This is a genomic window from Actinomadura madurae (genome assembly GCF_900115095.1).
Lineage (GTDB): Bacteria > Actinomycetota > Actinomycetes > Streptosporangiales > Streptosporangiaceae > Spirillospora > Spirillospora madurae.
The window spans coordinates 30,030-55,114 of sequence record NZ_FOVH01000011.1; the positions used below are offsets into that span (position 1 = coordinate 30,030).

At 70.6% G+C, this 25,085-nt stretch carries 24 protein-coding genes; 11 read left to right on the top strand and 13 right to left on the bottom strand.

Features of this window, described 5'->3' with window-relative positions; translation table 11 throughout:
• Positions 1 to 46 precede the first annotated feature (46 nt).
• Positions 47 to 3,382, bottom strand: coding sequence for a S8 family serine peptidase (locus tag BM339_RS27870; RefSeq protein ID WP_075022768.1), 3,336 nt, complete (start codon positions 3,380 to 3,382; stop codon positions 47 to 49).
• A gap of 258 nt (positions 3,383 to 3,640) precedes the next feature.
• Between BM339_RS27870 and BM339_RS27875 the strand changes: the two genes are divergently transcribed.
• The 5 genes from BM339_RS27875 (at position 3,641) to BM339_RS27895 (ending at position 7,440) form a co-directional block, all read left to right on the top strand.
• Entirely contained in the window at positions 3,641 to 3,904 is a 264-nt protein-coding gene (locus BM339_RS27875; protein WP_075022769.1) for a hypothetical protein, read from the top strand.
• On the top strand, positions 3,876 to 4,406 hold the full coding sequence (locus BM339_RS27880; RefSeq protein ID WP_218163782.1) for a DUF6879 family protein: 531 nt from the start codon (positions 3,876 to 3,878) through the stop codon (positions 4,404 to 4,406). Before BM339_RS27875 ends, BM339_RS27880 begins: the two co-directional genes overlap by 29 nt.
• A gap of 17 nt (positions 4,407 to 4,423) precedes the next feature.
• On the top strand, positions 4,424 to 5,287 hold the full coding sequence (locus BM339_RS27885) for a helix-turn-helix domain-containing protein (protein WP_075022770.1): 864 nt from the start codon (positions 4,424 to 4,426) through the stop codon (positions 5,285 to 5,287).
• A gap of 93 nt (positions 5,288 to 5,380) precedes the next feature.
• A complete protein-coding gene (locus BM339_RS27890) occupies positions 5,381 to 6,295 on the top strand; it encodes a radical SAM/SPASM domain-containing protein (protein WP_075022771.1) in 915 nt (304 codons plus the stop codon).
• Positions 6,295 to 7,440: a methyltransferase domain-containing protein gene (locus BM339_RS27895; RefSeq protein WP_075022772.1), complete on the top strand. Its 1,146-nt coding sequence runs from the start codon at positions 6,295 to 6,297 to the stop codon at positions 7,438 to 7,440. Before BM339_RS27890 ends, BM339_RS27895 begins: the two co-directional genes overlap by 1 nt.
• Before the next feature lie 9 nt (positions 7,441 to 7,449).
• Here BM339_RS27895 and BM339_RS27900 read toward each other — a convergent pair whose 3' ends face one another.
• The gene (locus tag BM339_RS27900; protein WP_218163783.1) at positions 7,450 to 7,656 is read right to left on the bottom strand and encodes a DUF397 domain-containing protein; all 207 of its coding nucleotides are present in this window, start codon (positions 7,654 to 7,656) and stop codon (positions 7,450 to 7,452) included.
• On the bottom strand, positions 7,643 to 8,506 hold the full coding sequence (locus BM339_RS27905) for a helix-turn-helix domain-containing protein (RefSeq protein ID WP_075022773.1): 864 nt from the start codon (positions 8,504 to 8,506) through the stop codon (positions 7,643 to 7,645). Before BM339_RS27905 ends, BM339_RS27900 begins: the two co-directional genes overlap by 14 nt.
• A gap of 729 nt (positions 8,507 to 9,235) precedes the next feature.
• On the opposite strand from BM339_RS27905, the gene BM339_RS27915 reads away from it, so the two are divergent.
• The 6 genes from BM339_RS27915 (at position 9,236) to clpB (ending at position 16,623) form a co-directional block, all read left to right on the top strand.
• Positions 9,236 to 9,565: a hypothetical protein gene (locus BM339_RS27915; RefSeq protein ID WP_075022775.1), complete on the top strand. Its 330-nt coding sequence runs from the start codon at positions 9,236 to 9,238 to the stop codon at positions 9,563 to 9,565.
• A gap of 190 nt (positions 9,566 to 9,755) precedes the next feature.
• Positions 9,756 to 11,621, top strand: a complete 1,866-nt coding sequence (gene dnaK, locus BM339_RS27920) for a molecular chaperone DnaK (RefSeq protein WP_021595967.1) — start codon at positions 9,756 to 9,758, stop codon at positions 11,619 to 11,621.
• Entirely contained in the window at positions 11,615 to 12,268 is a 654-nt protein-coding gene (grpE, locus tag BM339_RS27925) for a nucleotide exchange factor GrpE (protein ID WP_052357718.1), read from the top strand. Before dnaK ends, grpE begins: the two co-directional genes overlap by 7 nt.
• 87 nt (positions 12,269 to 12,355) lie before the next feature.
• A complete protein-coding gene (gene dnaJ, locus BM339_RS27930; RefSeq protein ID WP_021595969.1) occupies positions 12,356 to 13,528 on the top strand; it encodes a molecular chaperone DnaJ in 1,173 nt (390 codons plus the stop codon).
• Positions 13,529 to 13,558: 30 nt separating this feature from the next.
• A complete protein-coding gene (locus BM339_RS27935) occupies positions 13,559 to 14,011 on the top strand; it encodes a heat shock protein transcriptional repressor HspR (protein WP_021595970.1) in 453 nt (150 codons plus the stop codon).
• 20 nt (positions 14,012 to 14,031) lie between these two features.
• The gene (gene clpB / locus BM339_RS27940; RefSeq protein WP_021595971.1) at positions 14,032 to 16,623 is read left to right on the top strand and encodes an ATP-dependent chaperone ClpB; all 2,592 of its coding nucleotides are present in this window, start codon (positions 14,032 to 14,034) and stop codon (positions 16,621 to 16,623) included.
• 37 nt (positions 16,624 to 16,660) lie between these two features.
• Here the strand turns inward: clpB and BM339_RS27945 are convergent, their stop codons facing one another.
• The 10 genes from BM339_RS27945 to BM339_RS27990 form a co-directional block, all read right to left on the bottom strand.
• Entirely contained in the window at positions 16,661 to 17,032 is a 372-nt protein-coding gene (locus tag BM339_RS27945; RefSeq protein WP_021595972.1) for a hypothetical protein, read from the bottom strand.
• A gap of 39 nt (positions 17,033 to 17,071) precedes the next feature.
• Positions 17,072 to 17,476: a roadblock/LC7 domain-containing protein gene (locus tag BM339_RS27950; RefSeq protein ID WP_033332754.1), complete on the bottom strand. Its 405-nt coding sequence runs from the start codon at positions 17,474 to 17,476 to the stop codon at positions 17,072 to 17,074.
• A gap of 62 nt (positions 17,477 to 17,538) precedes the next feature.
• Positions 17,539 to 18,198 (bottom strand): DUF4388 domain-containing protein, encoded by a 660-nt coding sequence (locus BM339_RS27955; protein WP_075022776.1) that lies wholly within the window; start codon positions 18,196 to 18,198, stop codon positions 17,539 to 17,541.
• A gap of 1 nt (position 18,199) precedes the next feature.
• Positions 18,200 to 18,619 (bottom strand): hypothetical protein, encoded by a 420-nt coding sequence (locus BM339_RS27960; protein WP_235206482.1) that lies wholly within the window; start codon positions 18,617 to 18,619, stop codon positions 18,200 to 18,202.
• Positions 18,620 to 19,266: 647 nt separating this feature from the next.
• Positions 19,267 to 20,484 (bottom strand): RNA polymerase sigma factor, encoded by a 1,218-nt coding sequence (locus BM339_RS52350; protein WP_075022777.1) that lies wholly within the window; start codon positions 20,482 to 20,484, stop codon positions 19,267 to 19,269.
• A complete protein-coding gene (locus BM339_RS27970; RefSeq protein WP_021595978.1) occupies positions 20,481 to 20,831 on the bottom strand; it encodes a YciI family protein in 351 nt (116 codons plus the stop codon). The genes BM339_RS52350 and BM339_RS27970 overlap by 4 nt, the downstream gene beginning before the upstream one ends.
• Before the next feature lie 8 nt (positions 20,832 to 20,839).
• Positions 20,840 to 22,222, bottom strand: coding sequence for an MFS transporter (locus BM339_RS27975; protein ID WP_075022778.1), 1,383 nt, complete (start codon positions 22,220 to 22,222; stop codon positions 20,840 to 20,842).
• 81 nt (positions 22,223 to 22,303) lie between these two features.
• The gene (locus BM339_RS27980) at positions 22,304 to 23,437 is read right to left on the bottom strand and encodes an epoxide hydrolase family protein (RefSeq protein WP_075022779.1); all 1,134 of its coding nucleotides are present in this window, start codon (positions 23,435 to 23,437) and stop codon (positions 22,304 to 22,306) included.
• A 35-nt stretch (positions 23,438 to 23,472) separates the two neighbouring features.
• Positions 23,473 to 24,171, bottom strand: a complete 699-nt coding sequence (locus tag BM339_RS27985; protein ID WP_021599516.1) for a hypothetical protein — start codon at positions 24,169 to 24,171, stop codon at positions 23,473 to 23,475.
• Positions 24,172 to 24,203: 32 nt separating this feature from the next.
• A complete protein-coding gene (locus BM339_RS27990; protein ID WP_021599517.1) occupies positions 24,204 to 24,986 on the bottom strand; it encodes an SDR family oxidoreductase in 783 nt (260 codons plus the stop codon).
• Positions 24,987 to 25,085 lie beyond the last annotated feature (99 nt).

Here is a 25,085-nt window from a genome sequence, read left to right on the forward strand (position 1 = left end):
TCACCCGGAACCCCTCGCCGCTTTCACTTTCAGGCCGTACCGCGGCCTACCGGACGCGGTAGGCGCGGACGATGCGCTGGTCGATGCCGCTGCCGTCCTCGCCCTGCGCGCCGACCCGCAGCGACACGGCCTGGCCCTTGACGGGCGCCGGGAGCGGTGCGCTGAACCGCCCGCCGCCGAGATCCTTCACCTGGACGGCCTGCCAGGTCGTGCCGTCGTCCACGGACGTCCAGAACTTCAGGCCGGTGACCTTCGCCTCGCCGGAGCCCGCCATCCGCGCGACGGTGAAAACGGCGGGTTCACCGACGGGCTGGTTGTGCAGGTCGAGGTTCAGGTCGTAGTCGACGAGGAGGAGCGGGAGGCTCTTGCTCTTGTGACCGCGCGGCTCGCGCGAACGGAACGTCCAGGAAGTGGACGTCCGCGTCGACACAGGCAGGATGGCCGACGCGTCGTTCTCGTACGTCAACCGGTACTCGGCCGGTCCGGACGGGACGGTGAAGTCGCCGAACGGGCCGTTCTTCTCGCCGACCTTCTCGTCCCCGGCGAACAGCGCCATGTGGCCCTTCACCTCGTGCAGGCCGCAGTCGAAGCCGTCCGGCCGGGTCTGGAGGTCGACCAGCGCGATGCGCATGTTGTCGCCCGTCCGGGCCGTGGGGTACCGGGCGCATTCACTCGGCGTGATGCCGGTACCGGAGTACGGGCCGGGACGCATCGGCTGGCGGCCCCACCGATGCGCGATCCGCTCGCCCGGCTCCAGTTCGGCGAAGCGCCCCTGGTCGACCCACATGTCTTCACCGATCTGGACGAACCCCTCGCTCATCCAGAGCTGTCCGGCGCCGGTCGAGACGTAGTCGGTCCGGGACGTTCCCGGCTCGACGTCGCCGCTCCCTTCGAATGACAGCAGGCCCTCCGCGCTGAGTCCGTAGCGCTTCTCGCTCATCGACCGGCCCGTGTCGCCGTCGAAAGCGGCGAACGTCTGGTCGACTCGGGCCATCCGCTTGAGTTCGGCGGCGGTGACGACGTGCGTCGGGTCGGCGGGGATCCCGTCGCCCAGCGGGTGGACGATGTCGTACACGGCGCCGGGCGCGGTCAGCCGGTACTGGGTGGACGCCTTGATCGTCCCCTTCGCCACGCCCTCCATGGGTTGGACGTAGACGGGCGCCGCGACGGGATCGAACGCGTACACGGAGTAGTACCAGAGCCCGTCGCCGGCGTCCTGGACAATGTCCGCGGACGACATCGCCGCCTTCGTCCGGACGCCCTCGACGCTCGCTCCGATCTTGACGGCGGCGGTGCCGTCGAGCGTCACTGTCACGTCCCGGTCGACGACCACATCCGGGTCGCCGGCGAGGGCCGAGCGCCAGTCACCGGTGTCGTCCACGGTGCCGAGAACGGAGTAGCGGCCCTCGGGTACGCGGAGTTCCGTCCCGCCGTCGGGTCCGACCTCGGCCCAGCCGGCGAACAGCGAGTGATCGTCGAGGTTGACCACCGTGGCGGCGCCGGAGAAGTTCGCCGGTTCGGTGCCCGGCAGCGGCGTGCCCTCGACCTTGAGGGTGTGCGTCGGGGGTTCGACATAGAACGTCACAGGCGTCTCCAGGGTGACGCCGCCGCCCTTGGCCGTGACCACGGCCGTGTACAGGCCGGGCCGTCCCGCGAGGCGGGAGGCGTCCACGGTCAACGCCGCCGTCGCGGCACCGCCTGCGGGCACGCTGACGCTGGACGGGAGGGTCGCGACGCCGCCGGCGGCACGGCCGTCCCGGTCGGTCACCTCAACGCTGAGCCCGAGCCGGACGGGACGGTCCGTGCCCGACGTCCAGCCGAGTTCCGTGGACAGATCACCGTGGTCCGGATACTTCGACGTCCCGAGGTCGACGACGCTCTGGTCGGTGAGGACGGGTGCGTGTGCGGCCTCGCCCACGTCGAGCCGTCCGGCGCCGAGTTCGTACGCGTCACCGCCGGTGGCGGGGTCGGCGGTACCGACGAGGCCCGCCTTGAGCCGGGCGGGCTTCCAGTCGGGATGCTTCGCGGCGAGCAGCGCGGCGGCGCCCGCGACGTGCGGTGCCGCCATCGACGTGCCCGACATCTTCGTGTAGTACGCCCCCATCGGGGTGCCCGCCGCGGTGCCCCCGGCACGGGCCGCCGGGATGTCGACGCCAGGCGCCACGATCTCCGGTTTGGCCTTGTTTCCGACCGGGCCGCGGCTGGAGAACTCCGCGAGCCCGTCGCGGGCGTCGACCGCGCCGACCGTGAGCGCGGCCTCGGCCGTCCCCGGTGAGCCGACCGACTCGAACGTCCCCTCGTTGCCTGCGGCCACCACGAACAGCGTCCCGTACTTGGCGGTGAGGTCGGTCAGCGCCATGGACAGGGGGTCGCCGCCGTCGGTGGGATCACCGCCGAGGCTCATGTTGACGACGTCGGCGCGCGGCGCGGCCCACTCCATCCCGGCGATCACGCTGGAGTCGGTGCCGTATCCGTCGTCGCCGAGGACCTTGCCGATGAGCAGGTCCGCGTCCGGGGCGACGCCCTTGCGCTCCCCGCGCGACGCGGCGCCCGTTCCGGCGACGGTCGAGGCGACGTGCGTGCCGTGCCCGAACCGGTCGACGGTGTCGGCCGACTCGGAGAAGTTCGCCGACGCGGAGATGCGCCCCCGGAGGTCCGGGTGCCCGGCGTCGACACCGGTGTCAAGAACGGCGACCTTCGCACCCTTCCCGGTGTAACCGGACCGCCATGCCTCCGGTGCCCCGATCTGGCTCAGGTTCCGGTCGAGCCGCGCGGTCGCGGGCGCGGCCGGGGCGAAGCTCGCCTTGACCTTGCCGTCCAGCCAGATGTGCCGGATGCCACCGGTCGCCTTCGCCGACGGTCCCCGCATCCCGGCCAGCGTCTTGCCGAGGTCGCCCGCGTCGCCCTTGGACTGCCGCACGGCCACGGCGCCGATACTGGGCAGGTCCTTCGTTCTGCCGAGCGTCGGCAGGGCGCGGGCACCCTTGTCGCGCTTGACGATCAGCGGCAGGTCCTTGCTGCGGGCGTCGTCGTAGCCCTGCGCGATCAGCGCGGTGACGTCGAACAACTCAGGGTCGATCACGTGCCCGACCAGGTCTGCGACGTCGACCGGGATGACGACGACATGCCCGTCCGGCCGGATCTCCTTGCGGAACGAACGCTTCTCCCGGCCGGGCGCCGGAGTCACCGAGACGAGCGGGGGCTTCCCCTTGACCGTCCGGACGCTGACGACGTCCCCGGTCAGCAGCGTCACCTTCCAGGCCTTACCTGGGTCCAGGCCACCCGTCTTCGGCGCCGCGTGCGCGGACGGCGGAATGGCGGCCAGCGCCCCAGCCGCCAGCAGGATGCCGAGCAGGGCCCGGCTCCGGCGTCTGTACGTCATCGAGTCTCCTCTGCGCGATGCCCGTCCCGTACTGGACGGTCACCCTTGATCACCCGCAGAGGCCGATCGTCTTCGCGCCAGAGCCCCGACGACTCCCGGTCCCCTACCGGCCTCCGCGAACGCCCGCCGAGTGGCCCGCCTCGTGACCTGAGCCACCGTGCGACCTTGTTCGGCCATGTGGGTTTGGCGGTGGAGCGTGCGGAAAGAGTCCTGGGAGTCTTTGCAATCTCCTGCAATCGCTCAACCCCGGAGGCGATCATGGCCTTGGAGCTGATCGGTCGAGACCCGGACAGCGGACACGGCAATTCACCCACGGTGTTCGTGGACACCGACCTGGCGGAGCTTGTGGTTCAGGGGTGGACGGCCGACACCGACACGATCGCTGAGATCGGGCGGATCGCTGCCCCGGTCCCCGGGCACGAGACCGCCATGCGCCTGCCGGCGCGGATGGAGCCGATCCTCCGCAGGGCGCTGGAAAGGTTGGAGGAACTGCGTGGAGAAACTGCCCGTACCGACCGATGATGATTTCGCGGAACTGTTCGCCTCGGCGGCCGGCGGCCTCGCCCATCTCGAACTACGCGACCTCTACGCGGTGAACTACGAAGACGAGCGGTGGCGCTGGTGGGTGGACAACGGGCGTCCGGACCGGATGCCGCGCGAGATCCATCCTTGGTGGGATCTGACGGCGACGACGGCCCGGCGGGTGACCATGCGCAGGGCACGGGTCTATTCGGTGCCCGCAAGCGACTACATAAGGTTCGAAGCGGCAGGCGCCTGGCAGAACGTCGATGCGGGAGAGGCGGTCCGCTGGGTGTCGCGGGATCTCGTCTCTGACCTGTGTCTTCCTGGAAATGACTGCTGGCTGGTGGACGAGACGCGCGTCATGTTCAACCTGTTCGACGGCCAGGGCAGGCCCACCGGCGTTCAGGTCACCGAAGATCCTGCTGTCGTGCGGCGCTGCGTCGAAGCGTTCGAGGCTGTGTGGGAGCGCGGTATCGACCACGATGACATGCGTTTCGCCTGACGTATCATCTCCCGTCCATGCCGTCCGCATCGCGCCCTTCGCCCTCGTCGAACGTTCAACAGGCTCGGCAAGCTCTCGCCGACCGTCTTCGCGGACTGCGCGAGTCCGCCGGGTTGTCCGGCAAGGCGCTTGCGGAACTGGTCGGATGGCACCCGACGAAGATCTCAAAGCTCGAACACCTGGTCACCTCCCCGTCTTTCGACGACATCCGCGCTTGGTGCAGGGCTTGCGACGCTCCGGGAGAGATCGACGATCTGATCGCATCGGCACGCACGATCGCATCGGCCTATGTGGAGTGGCGGCGAGTCGAACGCATGGGGCTCGCCAAGGTGCAGCAGGCAGCGATTCCCCTGTATGAACGGACACGACGATTCCGGATCTTTGAGCCTGGGCTGGTGCCCGGCCTGTTCCAGACGCCCGAGTACGCTGCCGCACTCATCACGACCATCATCTCGTTCAGCCGGATACCGGACGACCTGGCCGAGGCCGTTGCGGCCCGCATGGAGCGTCAGCATGTGCTGCGCGATGGCCGCCGGACCTTCGCAGTGGTCATCGAGGAGCAGGTTCTGCGAAGCAGATTCGGCGATGCCGATGTCATGGCGGGGCAACTCGGGCGATTGTTGACCGAGATGTCATCACCGAACATCTCTGTCGGCATCATCCCTACGAGCGTCCCTCGGGCCGCCATGTGGCCCGTGAACGGTTTCTGGATCTTCGACCAGAAGCGCGTGGTCTGCGAGATTCCCTCAGCGGAGATCACCGTCACACAGCCCCGGGAGATCGAGGTGTACACCCGGACGTTCGAAGCACTGGCCTCCATGGCGGTGTACGGAGAGCACGCGAGGGCCCTCATACTCGCCGCCTTGTCGGAACTCACCTGACGCCTCCTGCAATCTGCTGCAATCTCGTGGACCCTGCTGTGCGTGCGGAGCCACGGTCGAGGAGACCCCGTTTCGCTACCTCACGGAGGGCCCATGTCCGTGCCAGAGACCCCCGCATCGGCAGGAGCGTCGCTACTGGCGGAGCTCGAGATCACCCGGCGGTGCGCGGCGACCTGCCCGAAACTCTGCTACGTGCAGGCGGGTCCCACCCAGGAACACAGCCCTCTGGCGACCTCTGAATGGTTGGCCGTGATCGACGCCATCGCCACCCGCGCTGCGGACGGCAGAGGCAGGGTGCAATTCATAGGCGGTGACCCGCTGCTTCACCCTGACATCGTCGTCATGATCGAACACGCCCTGTGTCGCGGCCTGGCCGTCGAGGTCGCCTCCACCCTCGTGCGCGTGCCGACGCGGCTTTGGACAGTGCTGGGAAAGCCGGGAGTGACCGTCGCTGTCTCCTACCATTCGTCCATCCCCCAAGAACATGACGCGGTCACCGGCTTGCCCGGAAGCCACGTCAAGACGCGCTCGAACATCATCGAGGCGATCCGCCGGGGCATCCCCGTGCGGGGGCAAGTGGTCGAGGTCGAGGACGGCCAGCACGCCGCCGAGGCCGAGGCGGAAATGATCGCTCTCGGGGTCGCGAGAGTCTCGCGGGATCGATCGCGTCCGATCGGGAATGCGGGCCTGCTGATCGGCAGACCGCCGAGGCCGTCCGACCTTTGCGGCCGCTGCGCCGAGAACCGGCTCGCGGTGCTGGCCGACGGGACGATCGCGCCGTGCGTACTCGGCCGATTCCTGGCGGCTGGAAACGTCGCGCACAGCGATCTGAACACGGTGCTGGACGGCGAACGGTGGCGGGACATCCGGCGTGTGGTGAAGGCTGGCCAGAGACGCGCGTGCGCTCCGGCGGATTCCAATGACTGCAACCCGGCAATCGTGCTCGGCAAGGCGTGCCCACCCGCTGACGGGAACGACTGCGGCCCCAACGATTCGGACGACATCTAATGGTCGACTGGCAACACCACGCCCGAACACTCGCCGTCGCCGTCGCCCACCCCATTTCGCGGTGGTGGCCGGTGGTCGCCGAGGTTCCCCGGCACGTCTTCATCCCGCGCTGGTTCGAGCGAGCGGGCGACGGAGACTGGACGGCCTGCGACGGCCGGGCCGACCCGCAGGAGTGGGCGCAGGTCGCTTACCGCGATCGAACGGTCGTCACCAGGGTCGGAGCCGACCACGCCGACGCGGCCGAGCCCGGCGCGACCGTGCACGGGCATCCGACGTCCTCGGCCACCCTGCCCAGCCTCCTCCTCCAGATGTACCGGCACTCGATGCTCGGCGACGATCTCGACATCCTCGATGCGGGAACCGGCTCCGGGTACGGCGCGGCCCTGCTCACGGCCCGGTTCGGGGATCGGGTGCTGTCGGGTGACGTCGACCCCTACCTGGTCGAGGTGGCGGCGGCACGATCCCGAGAGGCGGGAGTGCCGATCCGCGCCAGGGCCTTCGACGTGACCGGGGAACTGCCGGGCGAGTTCGACAGGATCGTCGGCACGTTCTCGGTGTCTCATGTCCCAGCATCATGGGTGAGAGCACTGCGGCCAGGCGGCCGGGTCGTCGTCACCCTTACCGACACCGGGATCATTCTCGTCCTGGACAAGCAGGACGACGGCACGCTGCGCGGGGTCACCGCTTGGGACAGGGCCGGGTTCATGACCGCCCGACAAGATGATGGGGCACACCATGCGGACGAGGGCCGCGCACGAGCGCTGACCGGCACGGGCGACGTCCACACGGCGTCGTTTCCGGTGGTGGACGTGGCACAAGGCTGGCCGCTGTGGTCCACCTACAACCTTGAGAATCCTGGCGTCCGGCACGACTTCACCGACGATGGTGACGGCACCCGGCGGGCGCTCATGTGGTCGGACGACGGGTCATGGGCACGCGCGGAATCCCGTGACGGCGAACTCACGACGATCACCCAGGGCGGCCCCCGGCGCCTGTGGGATGCCCTGGATGTGATCCGTGCACGCTGGCTCCGCGAGGGCGACCTGCCGTGCTACGGAGCACGGGCGAAAGTCGAACCGGACGGCACAACCATCCTGTGGCGAGGCCGAGGAGCGTGGGCCTGGAAGGTCGTCCGCAGCCCCTGACCGGCTGCGCTACACCTCGCCGTTCTTGATCCGGGACGTCAACGCACGCCACGCGGACGGCGAGACCACCAGCACCGGCCCGTCCCTATCTAGGGAGTCACGAACCCCCACAACACCAGGAACGTTCAGCGCCACCTCAACACACGAACTGTTGCCTCCGCCCGAGTGGCTGCTGATCCGCCACTGCGCCTCGGCCGAAAATTCAGGCATGCGCATGAACTCGGAACTCCTCCCGGATAGCGCTCATAAGCGCCACCGTCTCGTCATCAGACAACGCCACGCCGGCGATGCGGTCCAACATCGAACTACAGCGCCGCACCTGAGCAATGTCCTCGATGTACATACTTCCCCCCATAGTCTCCACATGTGCGGTATCGAGCTCCAGAGGCGCCGAGAACTCAAAAATCTCCACCGAGCCCTCGCCGAGACCGGGACGGTATCCGAGCGGCATCGGCACGACGCGAATAGCTACCGACGCGTTCTCCATCGCCTCAAGGAGTTCCGTGAGCTGGCCCGCCATCACAGCCGGCCCGCCGACTGGGCGGCGGAAGATCTCCTCTGCCAGGAGGATGTCCAGTTCGGGGGCGTCAGTGCGTGCGAAGCGTGCACGTCTTGCCATCCGCGCCTGCAACCTTCGGTCGATCTCGTCCCGGTCATCAGGAAACGTCCCCGCGATCAGAGCGCGAGCGTAGTCAGGGGTCTGGAGTAGCCCTGGAACGACTTCCGTTTGCCAGATCCGAATGCGGTCGGCCGCGTCCTCCAACTCGGCGTAGCCACCGGCCAGGACATCACCGAACGCCGCCCACCAGCCTCGGGTGCGGATGTCACGTGTGAGCTGGAGTAGCGCCGCCCGCGTCGCGTAGTCGGTGCCGTAGACGTCCAGGATGCGCTCGACGTCGCCGACGGAAGGCATGCTCTTGGCCGTTTCGATCCGCACGAGCTTGGTTCGGCTCCAGCCGAGGATGCCGGCGGTCACCTCCGGCGTCAGGTCTGCCGCCTCGCGAAGGCGTCGCAGCTCGGCCGCGAGTCGGCGGTGCCGGGCGGTCGGTCCGTGCTCAACAGGCATGGCTGCACCTTCCCATCAGAGCGATCACCGTATGTGGCCAATTCGTAACAGAACTTTCGTGCCAGCACTGGCGCTTTGCACAAGTGCGGGTCATGATAGGCGAGTGCCTTCAACCACTCAGCGCGATTGGGAGAACGCACTGCGTGTTCTTTGTCCCATTTCCCCCAGTGCGGACGGTGATCACGTGGATCGTCGGTGCAGTGTCTGCGAACTCGGACCGACGGGGTGTCGCGCGGCCGGGACGCTCACCCCCGGGCTTCCGGCCGCGTGGTGTACAAGAGCGAGTCGCGCGCCTGCGCGCTCGTTGACATAGGGCGGCCCCGGACAGGTGCTGCAACACCATGACGTCCGGGGCCTCAATCGGAGTGAGGTCCGATCTATGGGCAACCTAGCTGATTGCTCCGCGACGAGTTGGGTCTACCTCGACCCCGACCAGATCCGGCGGGAGTTGGAGGCCTCGTTCCCCGGCGTTCGAGCATGGCTCGGTGAGTACACCGGGCACTGGTGGGCCCTGGCGAACGATCGCCTGGTGGAGGCGGACACCCCTCGCCAGCTCGCCGACAGGATTCGGGAAGTTCCCGGCGTCCGGCGAGCGATCTCGCCGCAGCGCCCGGTCTTCGGGAGGACGCAGCGGCCCGGCATGGTCGTCGGCTCCCGGTCGCGGGGAACGTCACGTCCGCCCCAGGCGCGGCCGAAGCGGCGGCGGCGTGCACTGTTCGGGGGCTGGCGGTGAGGGCGCGGGCGGCTTACGAGCCGCCGCAGATGTACGCCTGGGACGTCGGGAACGGTCAGTCCGGGGTGACCGATGACATGGACGCCGCGATCGCCAACGTCGAGCTGGCTCTTCGCGGGGCGAGCACGGGTGTGCGCGGTGCGGTCCGGCTCGTCACCGTGTCCATGTGCGGCAGGAGCGAGTACATCGACCTCGGAATCGTCGGCGAGGCGCGGCGTGGCGACGGCGGGGTCTTGTGGACGAGGCGCTCCTCCTGGTGGGGGACGGCGTACTCCTCCGTGCAGCCGAACTCCGAGCGGGCGGGGCCGAGTCGGGAACCGGAATAGGTGAGTCAATCGTCCTGTTGTAGAGGACGTCAGCAAAGTTGAGTCGGGTCGGCTCAAGTCATTTGACAAGGCCGCGACCGGACGGCACTCTTGCGGACAGAAGACTCAACCGGCCGCGCCTCGGGGGCGACCGGGGCTGCGAGGACACCGGCAACGGGGTTGCAACCGGAAACGACGGAGGACGAGAAACATGGCACGTGCGGTCGGCATCGACCTCGGGACGACCAACTCGGTCGTCGCGATTCTGGAGGGCGGCGAGCCCACCGTCATCGCGAACGCGGAGGGGTCGCGGACCACGCCGTCCGTCGTCGCGTTCGCCAAGAACGGGGAGGTCCTGGTCGGCGAGGTCGCCAAGCGCCAGGCGGTGACCAACGTGGACCGGACGATCCGGTCGGTCAAGCGCGAGATGGGCACCGACTGGAAGACCAAGATCGACGACAAGGACTTCAACCCGCAGCAGATCAGCGCGTTCGTGCTGCAGAAGCTGAAGAGGGACGCCGAGTCCTACCTCGGCGAGACCGTCACCGACGCGGTGATCACGGTCCCCGCCTACTTCTCCGACCACCAGCGGCAGGCCACCAAGGAGGCCGGCCAGATCGCGGGCCTGAACGTCCTGCGCATCATCAACGAGCCGACCTCGGCGGCGCTGGCCTACCACCTGGAGAAGGAGAACGAGGCCACCATCCTGGTCTTCGACCTCGGCGGCGGCACGTTCGACGTGTCCCTGCTGGAGGTCGGCGACGGCGTGGTCGAGGTCAAGGCCACCAGCGGTGACAACCACCTGGGCGGCGACGACTGGGACAACAAGGTCGTCGACTGGCTGGTCGAGAAGTTCAAGAACGCCAACGGCGTCGACCTCGGCAAGGACAAGATGGCCCTCCAGCGGCTCCGCGAGGCCGCCGAGAAGGCGAAGATCGAGCTGTCCGGCTCGTCCGAGACGCAGATCAACCTGCCGTACATCACCGCGTCCGCCGAGGGCCCGCTGCACCTGGACGAGAAGCTCACCCGGGCCGAGTTCCAGCGGATGACCTCCGACCTGCTCGACCGGACCAAGGCGCCGTTCCACTCGGTGCTGAAGGACGCCGGCATCACGGTCGACGGCATCGACCAGGTCGTCCTGGTCGGCGGTTCTACCCGGATGCCCGCGGTGTCCGACCTGGTGAAGGAGCTGACCGGCGGCAAGGAGCCCAACAAGGGCGTCAACCCGGACGAGGTCGTCGCGATCGGCGCCAGCCTCCAGGCCGGCGTGCTGAAGGGCGAGGTCAAGGACGTCCTGCTGCTGGACGTGACCCCGCTGAGCCTCGGCATCGAGACCAAGGGCGGCATCTTCACCAAGATCATCGAGCGGAACACCACGATCCCGACCAAGCGGTCGGAGACGTTCACCACCGCCGACGACAACCAGCCGTCCGTGGAGATCCAGGTCTACCAGGGCGAGCGCGAGATCGCCGCGTACAACAAGAAGCTCGGCACCTTCCAGCTCACCGGTCTGCCGCCGGCGCCGCGCGGCGTCCCGCAGATCGAGGTCACCTTCGACATCGACGCGAACGGCATCGTGAACGTCAGCGCGAAGGACCAGGGCACCGGTCGCGAGCAGTCGATGGTCATCACGGGCGGCAGCGCGCTGCCCAAGGAGGACATCGAGAAGATGATGCGCGACGCCGAGGACTACGCCGAGGAGGACCGCAGGCGCAAGGAGGAGGCCGAGGTCCGCAACCAGGCCGACACCCTCGCGTACTCGACCGAGAAGTTCCTGCGGGAGAACGACGAGAAGGTCCCCGAGGAGCTCAAGACCGAGGTCAACGACGCGGTCGCCGAGGTGAAGAAGGCCCTGGAGGGCACCGACGTCGACGCCATCAAGGGCAGCGCCGAGAAGCTGGCGCAGGTCAGCCAGAAGATGGGCGCGGCCATGTACGCGCAGAACCCGGAGGGTGCCCAGGCGGGCGCCGACGACCCCGGGCCCACGGCCGGCGCGCAGAGCGGCGAGCCGCAGGACGACGAAGTGGTCGACGCCGAGATCGTGGACGACGACAAGCCGAAGGGTGATGCATCGTGACGTCCTCCCCCAACGAGGGCGAGGAGAAGGAGGGCCCGGTGATCCGCGACAAGCGGCGCATCGATCCCGAAACGGGGGAAGTCCGGGCGCAGGCGGCGGAGTCGTCGCCGGCCCCGGAGGCCCCGGCGAACGGGGGCGCCACGGTCACCGACGAGGAGACCTCCTCGCTCAAGACCCAGCTGACGGAACGGCTCGCCGACCTCCAGCGGCTGAAGGCCGAGTACGACAACTACCGCAAGCGCGTCGAGCGCGACCGGGTCGCCGTCCGCGAGCAGGCCCTCGGGCAGGTGCTGTCCGAGTTGCTCCCGGTGCTGGACGACATCGGCCGCGCCCGTGACCACGAGGAGCTCACCGGCGGGTTCAAGTCCGTCGCGGAGAGCCTGGAGGCGGTCACCGGCAAGCTCGGCCTGGAGCGGTACGGCGAGAAGGGCGAGCCCTTCGACCCGGTCGTGCACGAGGCGCTGATGCACTCGCTCTCGGCGGACGTGACCGAGACGAGCGTCATCGACGTCCTCCAGCCCGGCTACCGCATCGGCGAGCGGATCCTGCGGCCCGCCCGCGTGGCGGTGGCCGACCCGGACCCGGACGCCGCGCCGGACGCGTCCGGCGCCGAGCCGGGCGACAGCGACGACGGACCGGGCGAGTGAACCCCGCGGGGCCCGTCCCGTCCGGGGCGGGCCCCGCCCGGGGCTTGAAGACATGTGGCAAGTGGCGATAGCAGAAGGCGGGGCGCCGTGAGCACCAAGGACTATCTGGAGAAGGACTACTACAAGGTCCTCGGTGTCGCGAAGACGGCCTCGCAGGAGGAGATCAAGAAGTCCTACCGGAAGCTGGCGCGCAAGTACCACCCGGACGCCAACAAGGGCGACACCGAAGCCGAGGACCGCTTCAAGGAGGTCTCCGAGGCCTACGACGTGCTCTCCGACGAGAAGCGCCGCAAGGAGTACGACGCGGTGCGGTCGATGCCGGGCGGCTTCCGCGGCCAGCAGGGCGGCGGCTTCCCGTTCGACCTCGGCGACCTGTTCGGCCAGCAGGGCGGCGGGACGCAGCCCGGCGGCGCCGGCGAGCGCATCGGCGACCTGTTCGGCGGGCTGTTCGGCCGCGGCGGCGGGGGCGGCACCCGCACGACGGGGACGCGGCGCGCCCGGCGCGGCGCGGACGTCGAGACCGAGGTGACGCTGTCGTTCGGCCGCGCGATGAACGGCGTGACCGTCCCGATCAAGCTGACCAGCGAGGCGGCCTGCAACGGCTGCCGGGGCACCGGCGCTAAGGCCGGCACCGTGCCGCGGGTGTGCCCGAACTGCGAGGGCACCGGGCACGAGACCCGCAACCTCGGCAACTTCGGCTTCCAGGAGCCGTGCAAGGAGTGCCGCGGCCGGGGCCTCGTCGTGGACGACCCGTGCCCGATCTGCCACGGCAGCGGCCGCGCGACCGGCACCCGGACGATCCAGGCCCGCATCCCGGCGGGCGTCGCGGACGGGCAGAAGATCAGGCTGAAGGGCAAGGGCGCGCCGGGCGAGAACGGCGGCCCGGCCGGCGACCTGTACGTGAACATCAAGGTGCACCCGCACAAGGTGTTCGGGCGCAGCGGCGACAACCTGACCCTGACCGTCCCGGTGACGTTCCCCGAGGCGGCCCTCGGCGCCGAGATCAGGGTGCCGACGTTCCAGGGGCAGCCCGTCACGCTGAAGCTGCCGGAGGGCACCCCGAACGGCCGCAAGTTCCGTGTCAAGGGCCGCGGGGCGCCCCGCCGCGACGGCACGAAGGGCGACCTGCTCGTCTCCGTGGACGTGCACGTCCCGCAGAAGCTCGACGAGCAGTCCCGCGAGGCGCTCGTCCGGCTCCGCGACGCCGGCGACGGCGACGACCTGCGCGCCGGGCTCCTCCAGCAGGCCAGACAGGAGTGAAGTCATGAGCGGCGGCGAACGGAGTGAGCCATGAACACTGATCCCTTCGGCGACGACACTCCGGTCTACGTGATCTCCGTGGCGGCCCAGCTGTCCGGGCTGCACCCGCAGACCCTGCGGACGTACGACCGGATGGGCCTGGTGTGCCCCGGCCGGACGGCGGGACGGGGCCGCCGCTACTCGATGCGCGACATCGTGATGCTCCGCGAGATCCAGCGGCTCTCCCAGGAGGAGGGCGTCAACCTGTCCGGCATCAAGCACATCCTGGAGCTGCAGCGCGACAACGCGCGGCTCCGCGAGGAGCTCGCCAGGGCGCACGCCGCGCTGGAGGAGCTCGCCAACGAACTCGAATCGACCCGTTCCGTCGCGGCGCGGCTGGCGCAGCAGCGGCGGCACGGGGAACCGGGCGGCGCACCCGGCGGCGACCTCGTGCCGATCAGGCACACCAGCGTCGTCGTCTGGCACGAGCGCGACTCGGACTGACCTTCCTACGGGGGCGGGACATGGACTACAAGCTGACGCAGAAGAGTCAGGAGGCGGTGTCGGTCGCGGTCCGCAGGGCCGCGGCCGAGGGACACCCCGAGGTCGATCCCCAGCACCTGCTGGTGGCCCTGATCGGGCTGCCGGACGGCACGGCCGTGCCGCTGCTGGAGGCGATCGGCGCCGACTGGCAGGTCATCCGGCGGCGGGCGGAGGAGCGGCTCGCCGCGATGCCGAAGGCGCAGGGGTCGACGGTGGCGACGCCGCGGCTGTCCGGCCAGCTCCAGCGGTCGATCAACACCGCGGCGAACCGGGCGCAGCAGCTGGAGGACGAGTACGTCTCGACCGAGCACCTGCTGGTCGGGCTGGCCGCGGACGGCGGCCCGGCGGCGGGCCTGCTGAAGGAGTTCGGCGCCACGCCGCAGGCGCTGCTGGACGCGTTCGAGAAGGTGCGCGGCCACGCCCGCGTCACGACCGAGAACCCGGAGGGCACCTACCAGTCGCTGGAGAAGTACGGCGTCGACCTGACGGGGGCGGCCCGCGACGGGCGGCTCGACCCGGTCATCGGGCGCGACTCGGAGATCCGCCGGGTCGTCCAGGTGCTGTCGCGGCGCACGAAGAACAACCCGGTGCTGATCGGCGAGCCCGGCGTCGGCAAGACCGCCGTGGTGGAGGGGCTGGCGCAGCGGATCGTCGCGGGCGACGTCCCGGAGTCGCTGCGCGGCAAGCGGCTCGTCTCCCTGGACCTGAGCGCGATGGTCGCGGGCGCCAAGTACCGCGGCGAGTTCGAGGAGCGGCTCAAGGCCGTCCTCAACGAGATCAAGGAGAGCGACGGGCGGATCGTCACGTTCATCGACGAGCTGCACACCGTCGTCGGGGCCGGCGCGGCCGAGGGCGCGATGGACGCCGGCAACATGCTGAAGCCGATGCTGGCCCGCGGCGAGCTGCGGATGATCGGCGCGACGACGCTGGACGAGTACCGCGAGCGCATCGAGAAGGACCCGGCCCTGGAGCGCCGCTTCCAGCAGGTCTTCGTCGGCGAGCCCTCGGTGGAGGACTCGATCGCGATCCTGCGCGGGCTGAAGGGCCGCTACGAGGCGCACCACAAGGTGCAGATCAACGACTCGGCGCTGGTCGCGGCGGCGACGCTGTCCGACCGCTACATCACGTCCCGGTTCCTTCCGGACAAGGCCATCGACCTGGTGGACGAGGCCGCGTCCCGGCTGCGCATGGAGATCGACTCCCGCCCGGTGGAGATCGACGAGCTGCAGCGCGCCGTGGACCGGCTGAAGATGGAGGAGCTGAACCTCGCGAAGGAGACCGACGAGGCGTCCCGGCAGCGCCTCGACCGGCTCCGCAAGGACCTGGCCGACAAGCAGGAGCAGCTCACCGGCCTCGTCGCCCGCTGGGACAAGGAGAAGGCGAGCCTGAACCGCGTCGGCGGGATCAAGGAGCGGATCGACCAGCTCCGCGGCGAGGCCGAGCGCGCCCAGCGCGACGGCGACCTGGAGACGTCCGCGCGGCTCACCTACGGCGAGATCCCCGCGCTGGAGAAGCAGCTGGAGGAGGCGTCGGAGGACGCCGAGAACCGCGACGCGATGGTCAAGGAGGAGGTCGGCCCGGACGACGTCGCCGACGTGGTCGCGTCCTGGACGGGCATCCCGGCGGGACGGCTCCTCGAAGGCGAGACGGCCAAGCTGCTCCGCATGGAGGACGAGCTGGGCCGGCGGCTCATCGGCCAGGAGACCGCCGTCCGCACCGTGTCGGACGCGGTGCGCCGCGCCCGCGCGGGCATCTCCGACCCGGACCGCCCGACCGGCTCGTTCCTGTTCCTCGGCCCGACCGGCGTCGGCAAGACCGAGCTGGCGAAGGCGCTCGCGGAGTTCCTGTTCGACGACGAGCGGGCGATGACCCGCATCGACATGAGCGAGTACTCCGAGAAGCACTCCGTCGCCCGGCTCGTCGGCGCCCCGCCCGGGTACATCGGCTACGAGGAGGGCGGGCAGCTCACCGAGGCCGTCCGGCGCCGCCCGTACTCGGCGGTGCTGCTGGACGAGGTGGAGAAGGCGCACCCCGAGGTGTTCGACATCCTCCTGCAGGTCCTGGACGACGGCCGCCTGACCGACGGGCAGGGCCGCACGGTCGACTTCCGCAACACGATCCTGATCCTCACGTCCAACATCGGGTCGCAGTTCCTCGTCGACCCGACGCTGGAGAACGGGGCGAAGCGCGAGGCGGTCTGGAACGCCGTCCGGAACTCGTTCAAGCCGGAGTTCCTCAACCGCCTCGACGACGTGATCCTCTTCGACGCGCTCTCCACGGACGAGCTGACCCGCATCGTCGACCTCCAGGTCGACACGCTGGCCGCACGCCTCGCGGACCGGCGGCTCACCCTCCAGGTGACGCCCGCGGCCCGCGAGTGGCTGGCCATGACCGGCTACGACCCGCTGTACGGGGCGCGTCCCCTGCGGCGCCTCGTCCAGACCGCGATCGGGGACCAGCTCGCCCGCGAGCTCCTCTCCGGCGGGATCCGCGACGGCGACGAGGTGATCGTCGACCTGGACGAGGCCGCCGACGCCCTGACCGTCCACGCGGCCAAGGGGCTGACGGTCTGACCCGGTGCCCCAGGGGTCGCCCCCTGGGGCACGCGCGTCACACCTCCAGGTTCTCCTCGATCTCGCGGAGGCGGTGGCGGGCAAGGGCGAGGTTGGCCCGGCCGCGATCGAGCGCGGCGTAGAGGAAGAGGCCCTTGCCCTTGCGGCCGGTCACCGGGCGGATGACGTGGTACTGCGTGGAGATGCTGATGAGGACGTCCTCGATCTCCTCCTTGATGCCGAGCTGCTCCATCGTGCGGAGCTTGGCGCGCACCACCTCGGTGTTGCCGGCGGCGGCGATCTGCAGGTCGAGGGCCTTGGAGCCGCCGAGCTGCCCGAGGGCCATGCCGCTGTTGTAGTCGACGACGGCGACCCCCACGGCGCCGTCGATCGCCATCATGTCCTTCAGGGCGAGGTCCAGGTTGGACATGCGTGTTCCCCTTTCGATTTCGGTGACGCGTGATTGCGGTTACAGGCGGCGCGTGCCGGTGAGGTGCGCGGCGATGGCACGGGCCGCGGGGCGCGACTCCAGGTGGAGCCGGCCCACGTTGACGGACGGGCCCGCGAGAACCGTGAGCGACGCGGTCGGACCGGCCGCGTAGATGACGACGTAGCCGTCCACGCCGCGGATCACCACCTCGTGGAAGGCGCCGCCGTGCGCGGTCTGCGCGATCCGGTGCGCGAGGGACAGGCCGGTCGCCGTCACGGCCGCCATCCCGGACGGCTCGACGGACTCGGGCAGGTCCTGCGCGACGAGCAGCCCGTCCGCCGACGCGACCAGGCTGCCGGTGAGCTGCGGCACGCGTGCCCGTAACGTGCGCAGCTCCGCCGCCACCTCCGTCTCGGGGCGCGGTACCGCCGCTCGTCTCGCCACCTTCGTCAGCCTTTCGATCGAACGTCTCACCGGTCGGCCGGCCCACTCGGCCCGTCGCACGGTCAGCCGAGCTCCACCAGCGCCGCCCGGAGCCGCCCGAGCAGGTCGTGGTCGGCCGGTGCCCATTCGGCCGGGATCTCGGCCCGCGGCGGTGGCGGGGGGCCGGGGACGGCGGGCGGCTCCGTCCGGATCAGGGACGCGGCGGCGAGGCCGCGGACCGCGAGCAGGCAGCCGAACGCCGTCCGGCCGAGGTCGCGGGCCAGCCGGCCGGGGGTGCGCCGGCCGTCGGCGTTGAGCAGGATCTCCGCCTGGACGCCGGTGAGGATGACGCGCTGCCGCCGGACGCGGCGGACCGGCACGACGGGAGCGGCGTCCACGCCGGCGTCCGGCCAGGCGGCGTCGAGGAGGGCGCGGCGCCGGCGCCGCTCGTGCACGAGCGTCGCCACGGTGACCCGGAAGGGACGCCCGCGCGGCGCCCCCTCGGTGAACACCGGCTCGGCCGTGGAGCCGAGGAGGAAGTAGGCGGCGTCGAACAGCGCGAGCAGCGCCGGCAGTTCAGGGTCGGCTCCACCCGGCCGGGGCCCCGGCGCGTGCGGGCTCTCGGCATGGACGACGGCGCCGCGGTCGACATGGACCGTGCCGTCGCCGCCGACGCGGAGCAGGCCGGTGCGCCTTTCCCGTTCGAGCGAGCCGAGGACGTCCGAAATGGTGTTCCGCACCATCTCAGCCGCCCGTCATTTCGCCGACGAGAGAGCGCATCCGGATCCGGGCGAGCGCGAGGTTTCCGTTCTGCCGGTCGAGCAGCAAATGGACGAACAGGTGGCCGTCGAGATCGGCGTCGGTGAGGGCCAGCAGGTGATATCCGTGCGTGCCGCAAACGATGATCTCCTCGACGTCGTCCCCCGCGGCGGTCGCGCTCAGCGCCGGCGCCGTCAGCACGGCGCGCACCACGTCGGTCGCCCCCGCCGCGTCCTCGTGCTGGTCGACGAGGTCCTCCCGGCCGGCCGCGGCCACGGCCAGCCCGCTGGCGCAGTCGACCAGGGTCACCCGCTGCGCCCCCGGTATGGCCATCATCCGCGCAAGGCAGTCGTCAATGCGCAAGCCCATTCCCCCACCGAATGAGAGTTGCAGGAACTCGACCATAGCCAGAATTTCCCCGCTCGCACCACAAACTCGGTAAAGCGAGCGACCGGGATATAAGTACCACCTAGTATGCGAACCGGTCAGCGCGGATATGCCCGCCTTACCAGCAAAATCGGCCCGCCACCCACCCCTTTCCGACACACCCCCAAAGCCCTGAAGCCGCGACGTTTGATCGGATTCGCCCCCGATTGCGTACCTCTCCCAGACGGGTCCCGCCGACCCGGCGCGCCGACCGGGCCCCGCGAAGGAGAGGTGACCACATACGGCCCAGCCCGACACCAAGGCCGTGCGCGACGGCGGCCTCACCGTCACCGAGGCGTTCACCGTCCACGGGACGGGCCAACGCATCACCATCGCCATCACCGACCTCGGCCCCCTCGCCACCTGCCAACCCAGCAGGTAATGCGACCGAAGCCCGAGTCGCCCCGAAACGTACGGCGCCGCGGACGCCCCAGCCTCCCCGCGGCGCCGTACCCATCACTACTCCGGCGGCCGAACTCGCGACCATCGGCTTGCAGAGCTCCAAGCCATCGGCGACCCGCACGGGCGGCGGGCCCGAGGGATCAGACGCCGGAGCCGAGAGGTCAGACACCGGAGCCGAGAGGTCAGGCGCCGGAGCCGAGGGAACAGGCGGCAGGGGCGAGTGGTCAGAGGGTGTTCAGGCGGTGGGCGAGGTAGCGGCGGTCGGGGGTCGCGCGGGCCAGGGCGAGGGCCTCGCGGTAGGCCTCCGCCGCCTCGTCCCTGCGGCCCAGGCGGCGGAGCAGGTCGGCGCGGGTGGCGTGGAGCAGGTGGTAGCCGTCGAGGCCCTCGATCCGGTCGACGAGAGAGAGGCCCGCCTGCGGGCCGTCGGCCATGGCCACGGCGACCGCCCGGTTCAGCTGGACGACCGGGCCCGGGTTCATGGTCTCAAGGCGCCCGTACAGGGCGGCGATCTGCGGCCAGTCGGTGTCCTCGGCGGTGCGGGCGGTGGCGTGGCAGGCCGCTATGGCCGCCTGCACCTGGTAGGGGCCGGGGGCGCCCTGGTGCAGGGCCTCGTCCAGGAGCGCGGTCCCCTCGGCGATCGCGGCGCGGTCCCAGCGGTCGCGGTCCTGGTCCTCCAGGGCGATCAGGTCGCCCGCCGCGTCCTGCCGGGCGGCGCGCCGGGAGTGCTGGAGCAGCAGGAGCGCGAGGAGGCCGGTGACCTCCGGGTCGGCGGGCATCAGGCCGTGCAGGACGCGGGCGAGCCGGATCGCCTCGGCGCACAGGTCGACCCGCACGGGGTCGTCGCCCTCGGTCGCCGCGTACCCCTCGTTGAACAGCAGGTACACCACGCCGAGGACGGACGCGGTGCGCTCCGGCAGCAGGTGCGCGGGAGGGACCCGGTAGGGGATGCCCGCGTCCCGGATCTTGCGTTTGGCCCGGACGATCCGCTGCCCCATCGCCGGCTCCGCGACCAGGAACGCCCGCGCGATCTCGCCGGTCGTCAGGCCGAGGAGCGTGCGCAGCGTCAGCGCCACGCGCGCCTCGATCGGCAGCGCCGGATGGCAGCAGGTGAAGATCAGCCGGAGCCGGTCGTCGGGGACGCCGCCGGTGTCGGGCGGTTCCTGCGGCCCGGTCATCGTGCCCAGCTCCTTCAGCTTGGCGGTCTCGGTCGCGCCGCGCCGGATCCGGTTCAGCGCGTGGTTGCGGGCCGTCGTGGTCAGCCAGGCGCCCGGCCGGCGCGGCACGCCGTCGTCCGGCCACCGTTCGAGGGCTCGGGCGAACGCCTCCTGGGCGCACTCCTCGGCGAGGTCCCAGTCGCCCGTCATGCGGATGAGGGTCGCGACGACCCGTCCCCACTCGTCGTGGAAGGCCGCCGCGACCGCCCGCTCGACGCCGCCCGTCATCCCTCCCCGAGCGGCCAGAACGGCCGCAGCTCGATCGACCCGTACCGCGCCGACGGGTGCCTGGACGCGATCTCCAGCGCCTCCTCCAGGTCGGCGCAGTCGAGGAGGTCGAAGCCGAGGATCTGCTCCTTGGTCTCGGCGAACGGGCCGTCGGAGATCAGGGTCTCGCCGTCCCGCACCCGGACCGTCGTGGCGGCGTCGGCGTGCCGCAGCCGGTCCCCGAACCGGCGGACGCCGCGGTCGTCCATCTCCTTGACCCACGCCACCGTGTCGGCCATCATCGCCGCCTGTTCGTCCGGGGACATCTCGCGCCCCGGCACGCCGCAGATGAGCATCATGTACTGCATGGTTCCTCCTATCGGACTCTGACCTTCTCCGGCCGCGAAACTCGTCGGACCGGTGCCGTGAGCAGGACGCCCACGACGAGCACGCCGGCCAGGGCGATCCCGGCCGACGCGTCGAACGCCGCGCGGAACCCGGCGGCGGGGCCCGGCCAGGACAGGACGGCGGTGGACGAGACCGCCACCCCGAACGCGCCGCCGAGCTGGAACGCGGCCGTGTTGATCCCGGACGCCAGGCCCGCGTCCCCGGCGGCGGCCCCGGCGAGCGCGGCGACCGCCCCGGCCACCCCGCACGCCCCCAGCCCGAACCCGAGCAGGGCAAGGCCCGGCAGCAGTCCCGCCGCGTACCCGCTGGTCTCCGTCACGCGGCCCAGCAGCAGGCAGCCCGCCGCCATGACCGCGAGCCCCGCCATCGCCACCTGCCGGACGGCGACGCGCCGCAGCGCCGCCTGCGCCGTGTACGACCCGGCGACCGCCATCACCGGCAACACCGCCGTCGCGAACCCGAGCTCCAGCGGCGAGTACGCGAGGACGCCCTGCGCGAACCGCGACAGGGCGAACGACGTCCCGAACACCGCCATCGCAGCCACCAGGGTCACGGTGTTCCCGCCGACCAGCCGGCGCGACCGGAACGTCCGCAGCGGGACGAGCGGTGCCGCCGACCGCGCCTCCACCCGCACGAACAGCGCCCCGGCGACGACCGCCACCGCGAACGCGGCGGCCGTCCAGCCGCTCGTCCAGCCGACCTCGGGAACCCGGACGACCCCGTACACCGCCGCCGACACCGCGAGCGTCACCGTCAGGGCCCCCACCGGGTCATAGGCACGTCCCCCGCCCCGGCTCTCGGCCAGCAGCACCGGGCCCAGACCGAGCAGCAGCACCGCGACCGGGACGTTCAGGAAGAAGATCGACCGCCAGCCCAGCACGCCCGTCAACGGCCCGCCGACCAGCAGCGCCGCCGTCGCACCGAAGCCGCCGACGCTGCCCCACACCGCGATCGCCCGGTTCCGCTCCGGCCCCTCCGCGAACGTCGCGGTCACGATCGACAGCGCGCTCGGCGCCATCAGCGCCGCCGAAATCCCCTGCAGAACCCGCGCACCGATCAGCACCCCGCCCGTCCACGCGGACCCGCACAACAGCGACGCCACGAGGAACAGGGCCGTCCCGCCAAGGAACGTCCGCCGCCTGCCCGCGAGATCGGCCGTGCGCCCGCCGAGCAGCAGGAGCCCGCCGAACCCGAGCAGGTAGGCACTCAGCACCCACTGCGCCCCACCTCCCGCGAACCCCAGATCGCGCTCCACTGACGGCAACGCCAGCAGCACGATCTGCGAATCGAGGATCACCATGAAGTTCGCCGCACACAGCAGCCCCAACACTCCCCAAAGCCGCGCCCCCATGTCTCTCCCCTTCCGCCGGAGTCAGCTCTCCCCCTCCCGACAATCGACCGACCCCGTTTTCGACACCCACCCCCGAGAAACTCACCCGCCGCGGAGGGGGTGGAAGAAGGTGCGGATGTCCTTGGTCAGGAGGTCGGGGGCTTCGGCGGCGGCGAAGTGGCCGCCGCGGGGGTGTTCCGTCCAGTGGACTAGGTTGTGCTGCTGTTCGGCTATGCGGCGGATGGCGGGGTCGCTGGGGAAGATTGCGATTCCTGTTGGGACGCTGTGGGGTCCGGGTGGTGCTACCGGGGCGGCGCGTACCTCGTAGTAGAGCTGGGCGGATGAGCCGGCGGTGTTGGTGAGCCAGTACAGCGTCACGTTGGTGAGGAGCAGGTCGCGGTTCACGGCGTCCTCGGGGAGCGGTTTGGTCGGGTCCGTCCACTCCCAGAACTTCTCCACGATCCACGCGAGTTGCCCGGTCGGTGAGTCGCTGAGTGCGTAGGCGAGCGTTTGGGGTCGGGTGCTCTGTAGGTCGGCGTAGCCGGTGCCGACCTCGCGGAGGCGTTCCGCTGCGGCGATGCGTGCCCTCTCATCGGGTGTGAGGTTCTGCAGGTCGCCTTCCGGGAAGGCCAGTCCGCCGTTGATATGGACGCCCACTACTTGGTGTGGCGCGATTCGTCCCAGTTCTGGTGACACGATCGAGCCCGTGTCGCCGCCCTGCGCCCCGTAGCGGTCATAGCCGAGGCGGGCCATGAGCGCGGCCCAGGTTCTCGCGATGCGCGCGTGGTTCCAGCCGGGTTCCTTCAGCGGGGTGGAGAATCCGAAGCCCGGGACGCTCGGCGCCACGATGTGGAACGCGTCGGCCGGGTCGGCGCCGTGGGCGCGCGGGTCGGTGAGCGGTCCGATGATGTCGGTGTACTCGACGATCGAGCTCGGCCACCCGTGCGTGAGGATCAGCGGTAGGGCGTCCGGTTCCGGCGACCGCACGTGGAGGAAGTGGACGGGCTGGCCGTCGATTTCCGTGATGAACTGCGGGAAGCGGTTGAGCCTGGCTTCGTGGTCTCTCCAGCGGTAGGTCAGCCAGTACTCCGCGAGGCCTGCGAGGTAGTCGACCGGGACGCCGCGTTCCCAGCCGGTCCTTGGCACCTGGGACGGCCAGCGTGTGCGCTCCAGGCGGCGGTGCAGATCGTCCAGCTGACGCTGTGGCACGTCGATGACGAAGTCGTGGACTTCCACGCGTTCAGAATATCCTCGTTGGGCGAGGATATTCGTCAGCCGTTGAGCCAGTCGGCGGGGAAGTCGTCTCGGAAGCGGTCGAGGGTCTCTTCGTCCTGGGCGCGGACGGAGAGCCAGCCGCCGGTGTCCCAGACGAGCACTCCCGGGCCGGTGTAGAAGGCGGACTCGCCGTCCGGGTATGCCGGGAAGGGCAGGCGGGTGAAGCGGCGGGCCAGTTCGTCGCCGTCCTCGTAGTCGCCGGAGTCGCAGACGGGTTCCTCCGCCAGGAGCGACTCCGTCAGGACGATCTCGATGCAGGAGATGGAGAAGGCGTCCAGCCAGCCCTCCCAGCGCTCGGCCTCCTTGTCGGCGAGGTCGGGACGCGTGCGGACGGGCGGGTCCGCCTGGTCGAGGTCGGCGAGGAGGACGCCCCACGACGCGGCGCCCTGGTTCTCCTCGCGGAAGACCAGGGCCTCCTTGCGGTCGTCCACGTAGAACTCGCCGGGGCTCAGGAGGTGGTGCATGTTGCTGTGCAGGTCGAAGCGGCGGCCGAAGAGGGTGTACGCCTCGCGCAGGGCGGCGGGCAGGCGTATGCCGAGGGCCTCCTCGGCCGCGGTCAGTTCGGTCTCCGGCGTGCCGTCGCCGGCCGTCAGCGGGGTGGACCAGGCTTCGGCGAAGCCACGGATGTACTCCCAGGCCGCCGCCCGGTCGGCCAGCGCGCCCGGGAGGTCGCGGACGAGCTCGAATGAGGTCACGCAGGCGAAGCTACTCCGTTCGTCCGACACCGTCAGGCGGTCTTGATGGCGCCTCCGTCGATGACGTGGTCGGCGCCGACCGTGCTGGCCGCGAGCGGCGACGCCAGGTAGGCGATGAGGGCGCCGACCTCGGCCGGTTCCACCATGCGTCCGGTGAGCATGCCCGCGGCGTCCGGCAGGCCGGCCAGGAACTGATCGTGCCGCAGCCCCATCGACGAGGCCAGTTCCGCGCCGTAGCCCTCGGGGGCCTCCCACAACGCGGTCCGGACCGGGCCGGGCGACACCGTGTTGACGCGGACGCCCTGCGGCCCGAACTCCTCGGCGAGGGCCTTGCCGAGCGCCGTCAGCGCGGCCTTGGCGGTCGTGTACGGGACGGGCCCGGAATGCGGGAGGCGCGCTCCGTTGGACGAGACGTTCACGATGACCCCCGAACGCTCCAGCAGGCTCGGCATGGCGGCGCGCGTCGTGCGGACGGCGGCGAAGAGGTTCAGCTCCATGACCTCCTGCCAGCGGGCGTCGTCGAACGCCAGGAAACCGCCCACGGCGCCGCCGTCGCCACCGCCGACGTTGTTGACCAGGACGTCGACGCCGCCCAGCTCGGCGAGCGCGGTCTCGATCAGGCGGGCGGGCCCGCCCGGGTCGGCCAGGTCGACGGCGACGTTGATCGCTCCGGTCTCCGCCGGCTCGGGCGGCGCGGTCCGGGACGCGGCCACGACGCGCATCCCCTCGGCGGTGAGGGCCCTGACGGTGGCCAGGCCGATCCCCCTGCCGGCACCGGTCACCACCGCGGTCTTGCCGTTCAGTCGCAGATCCATTGAAGACTCCATAATGCATCGACGTTGATGCGTTCAGCCTAATAACTGCAACACTGATGATGCAAGTAGCGGTTGAGTCGGGACGCGTCTGTACTGTAT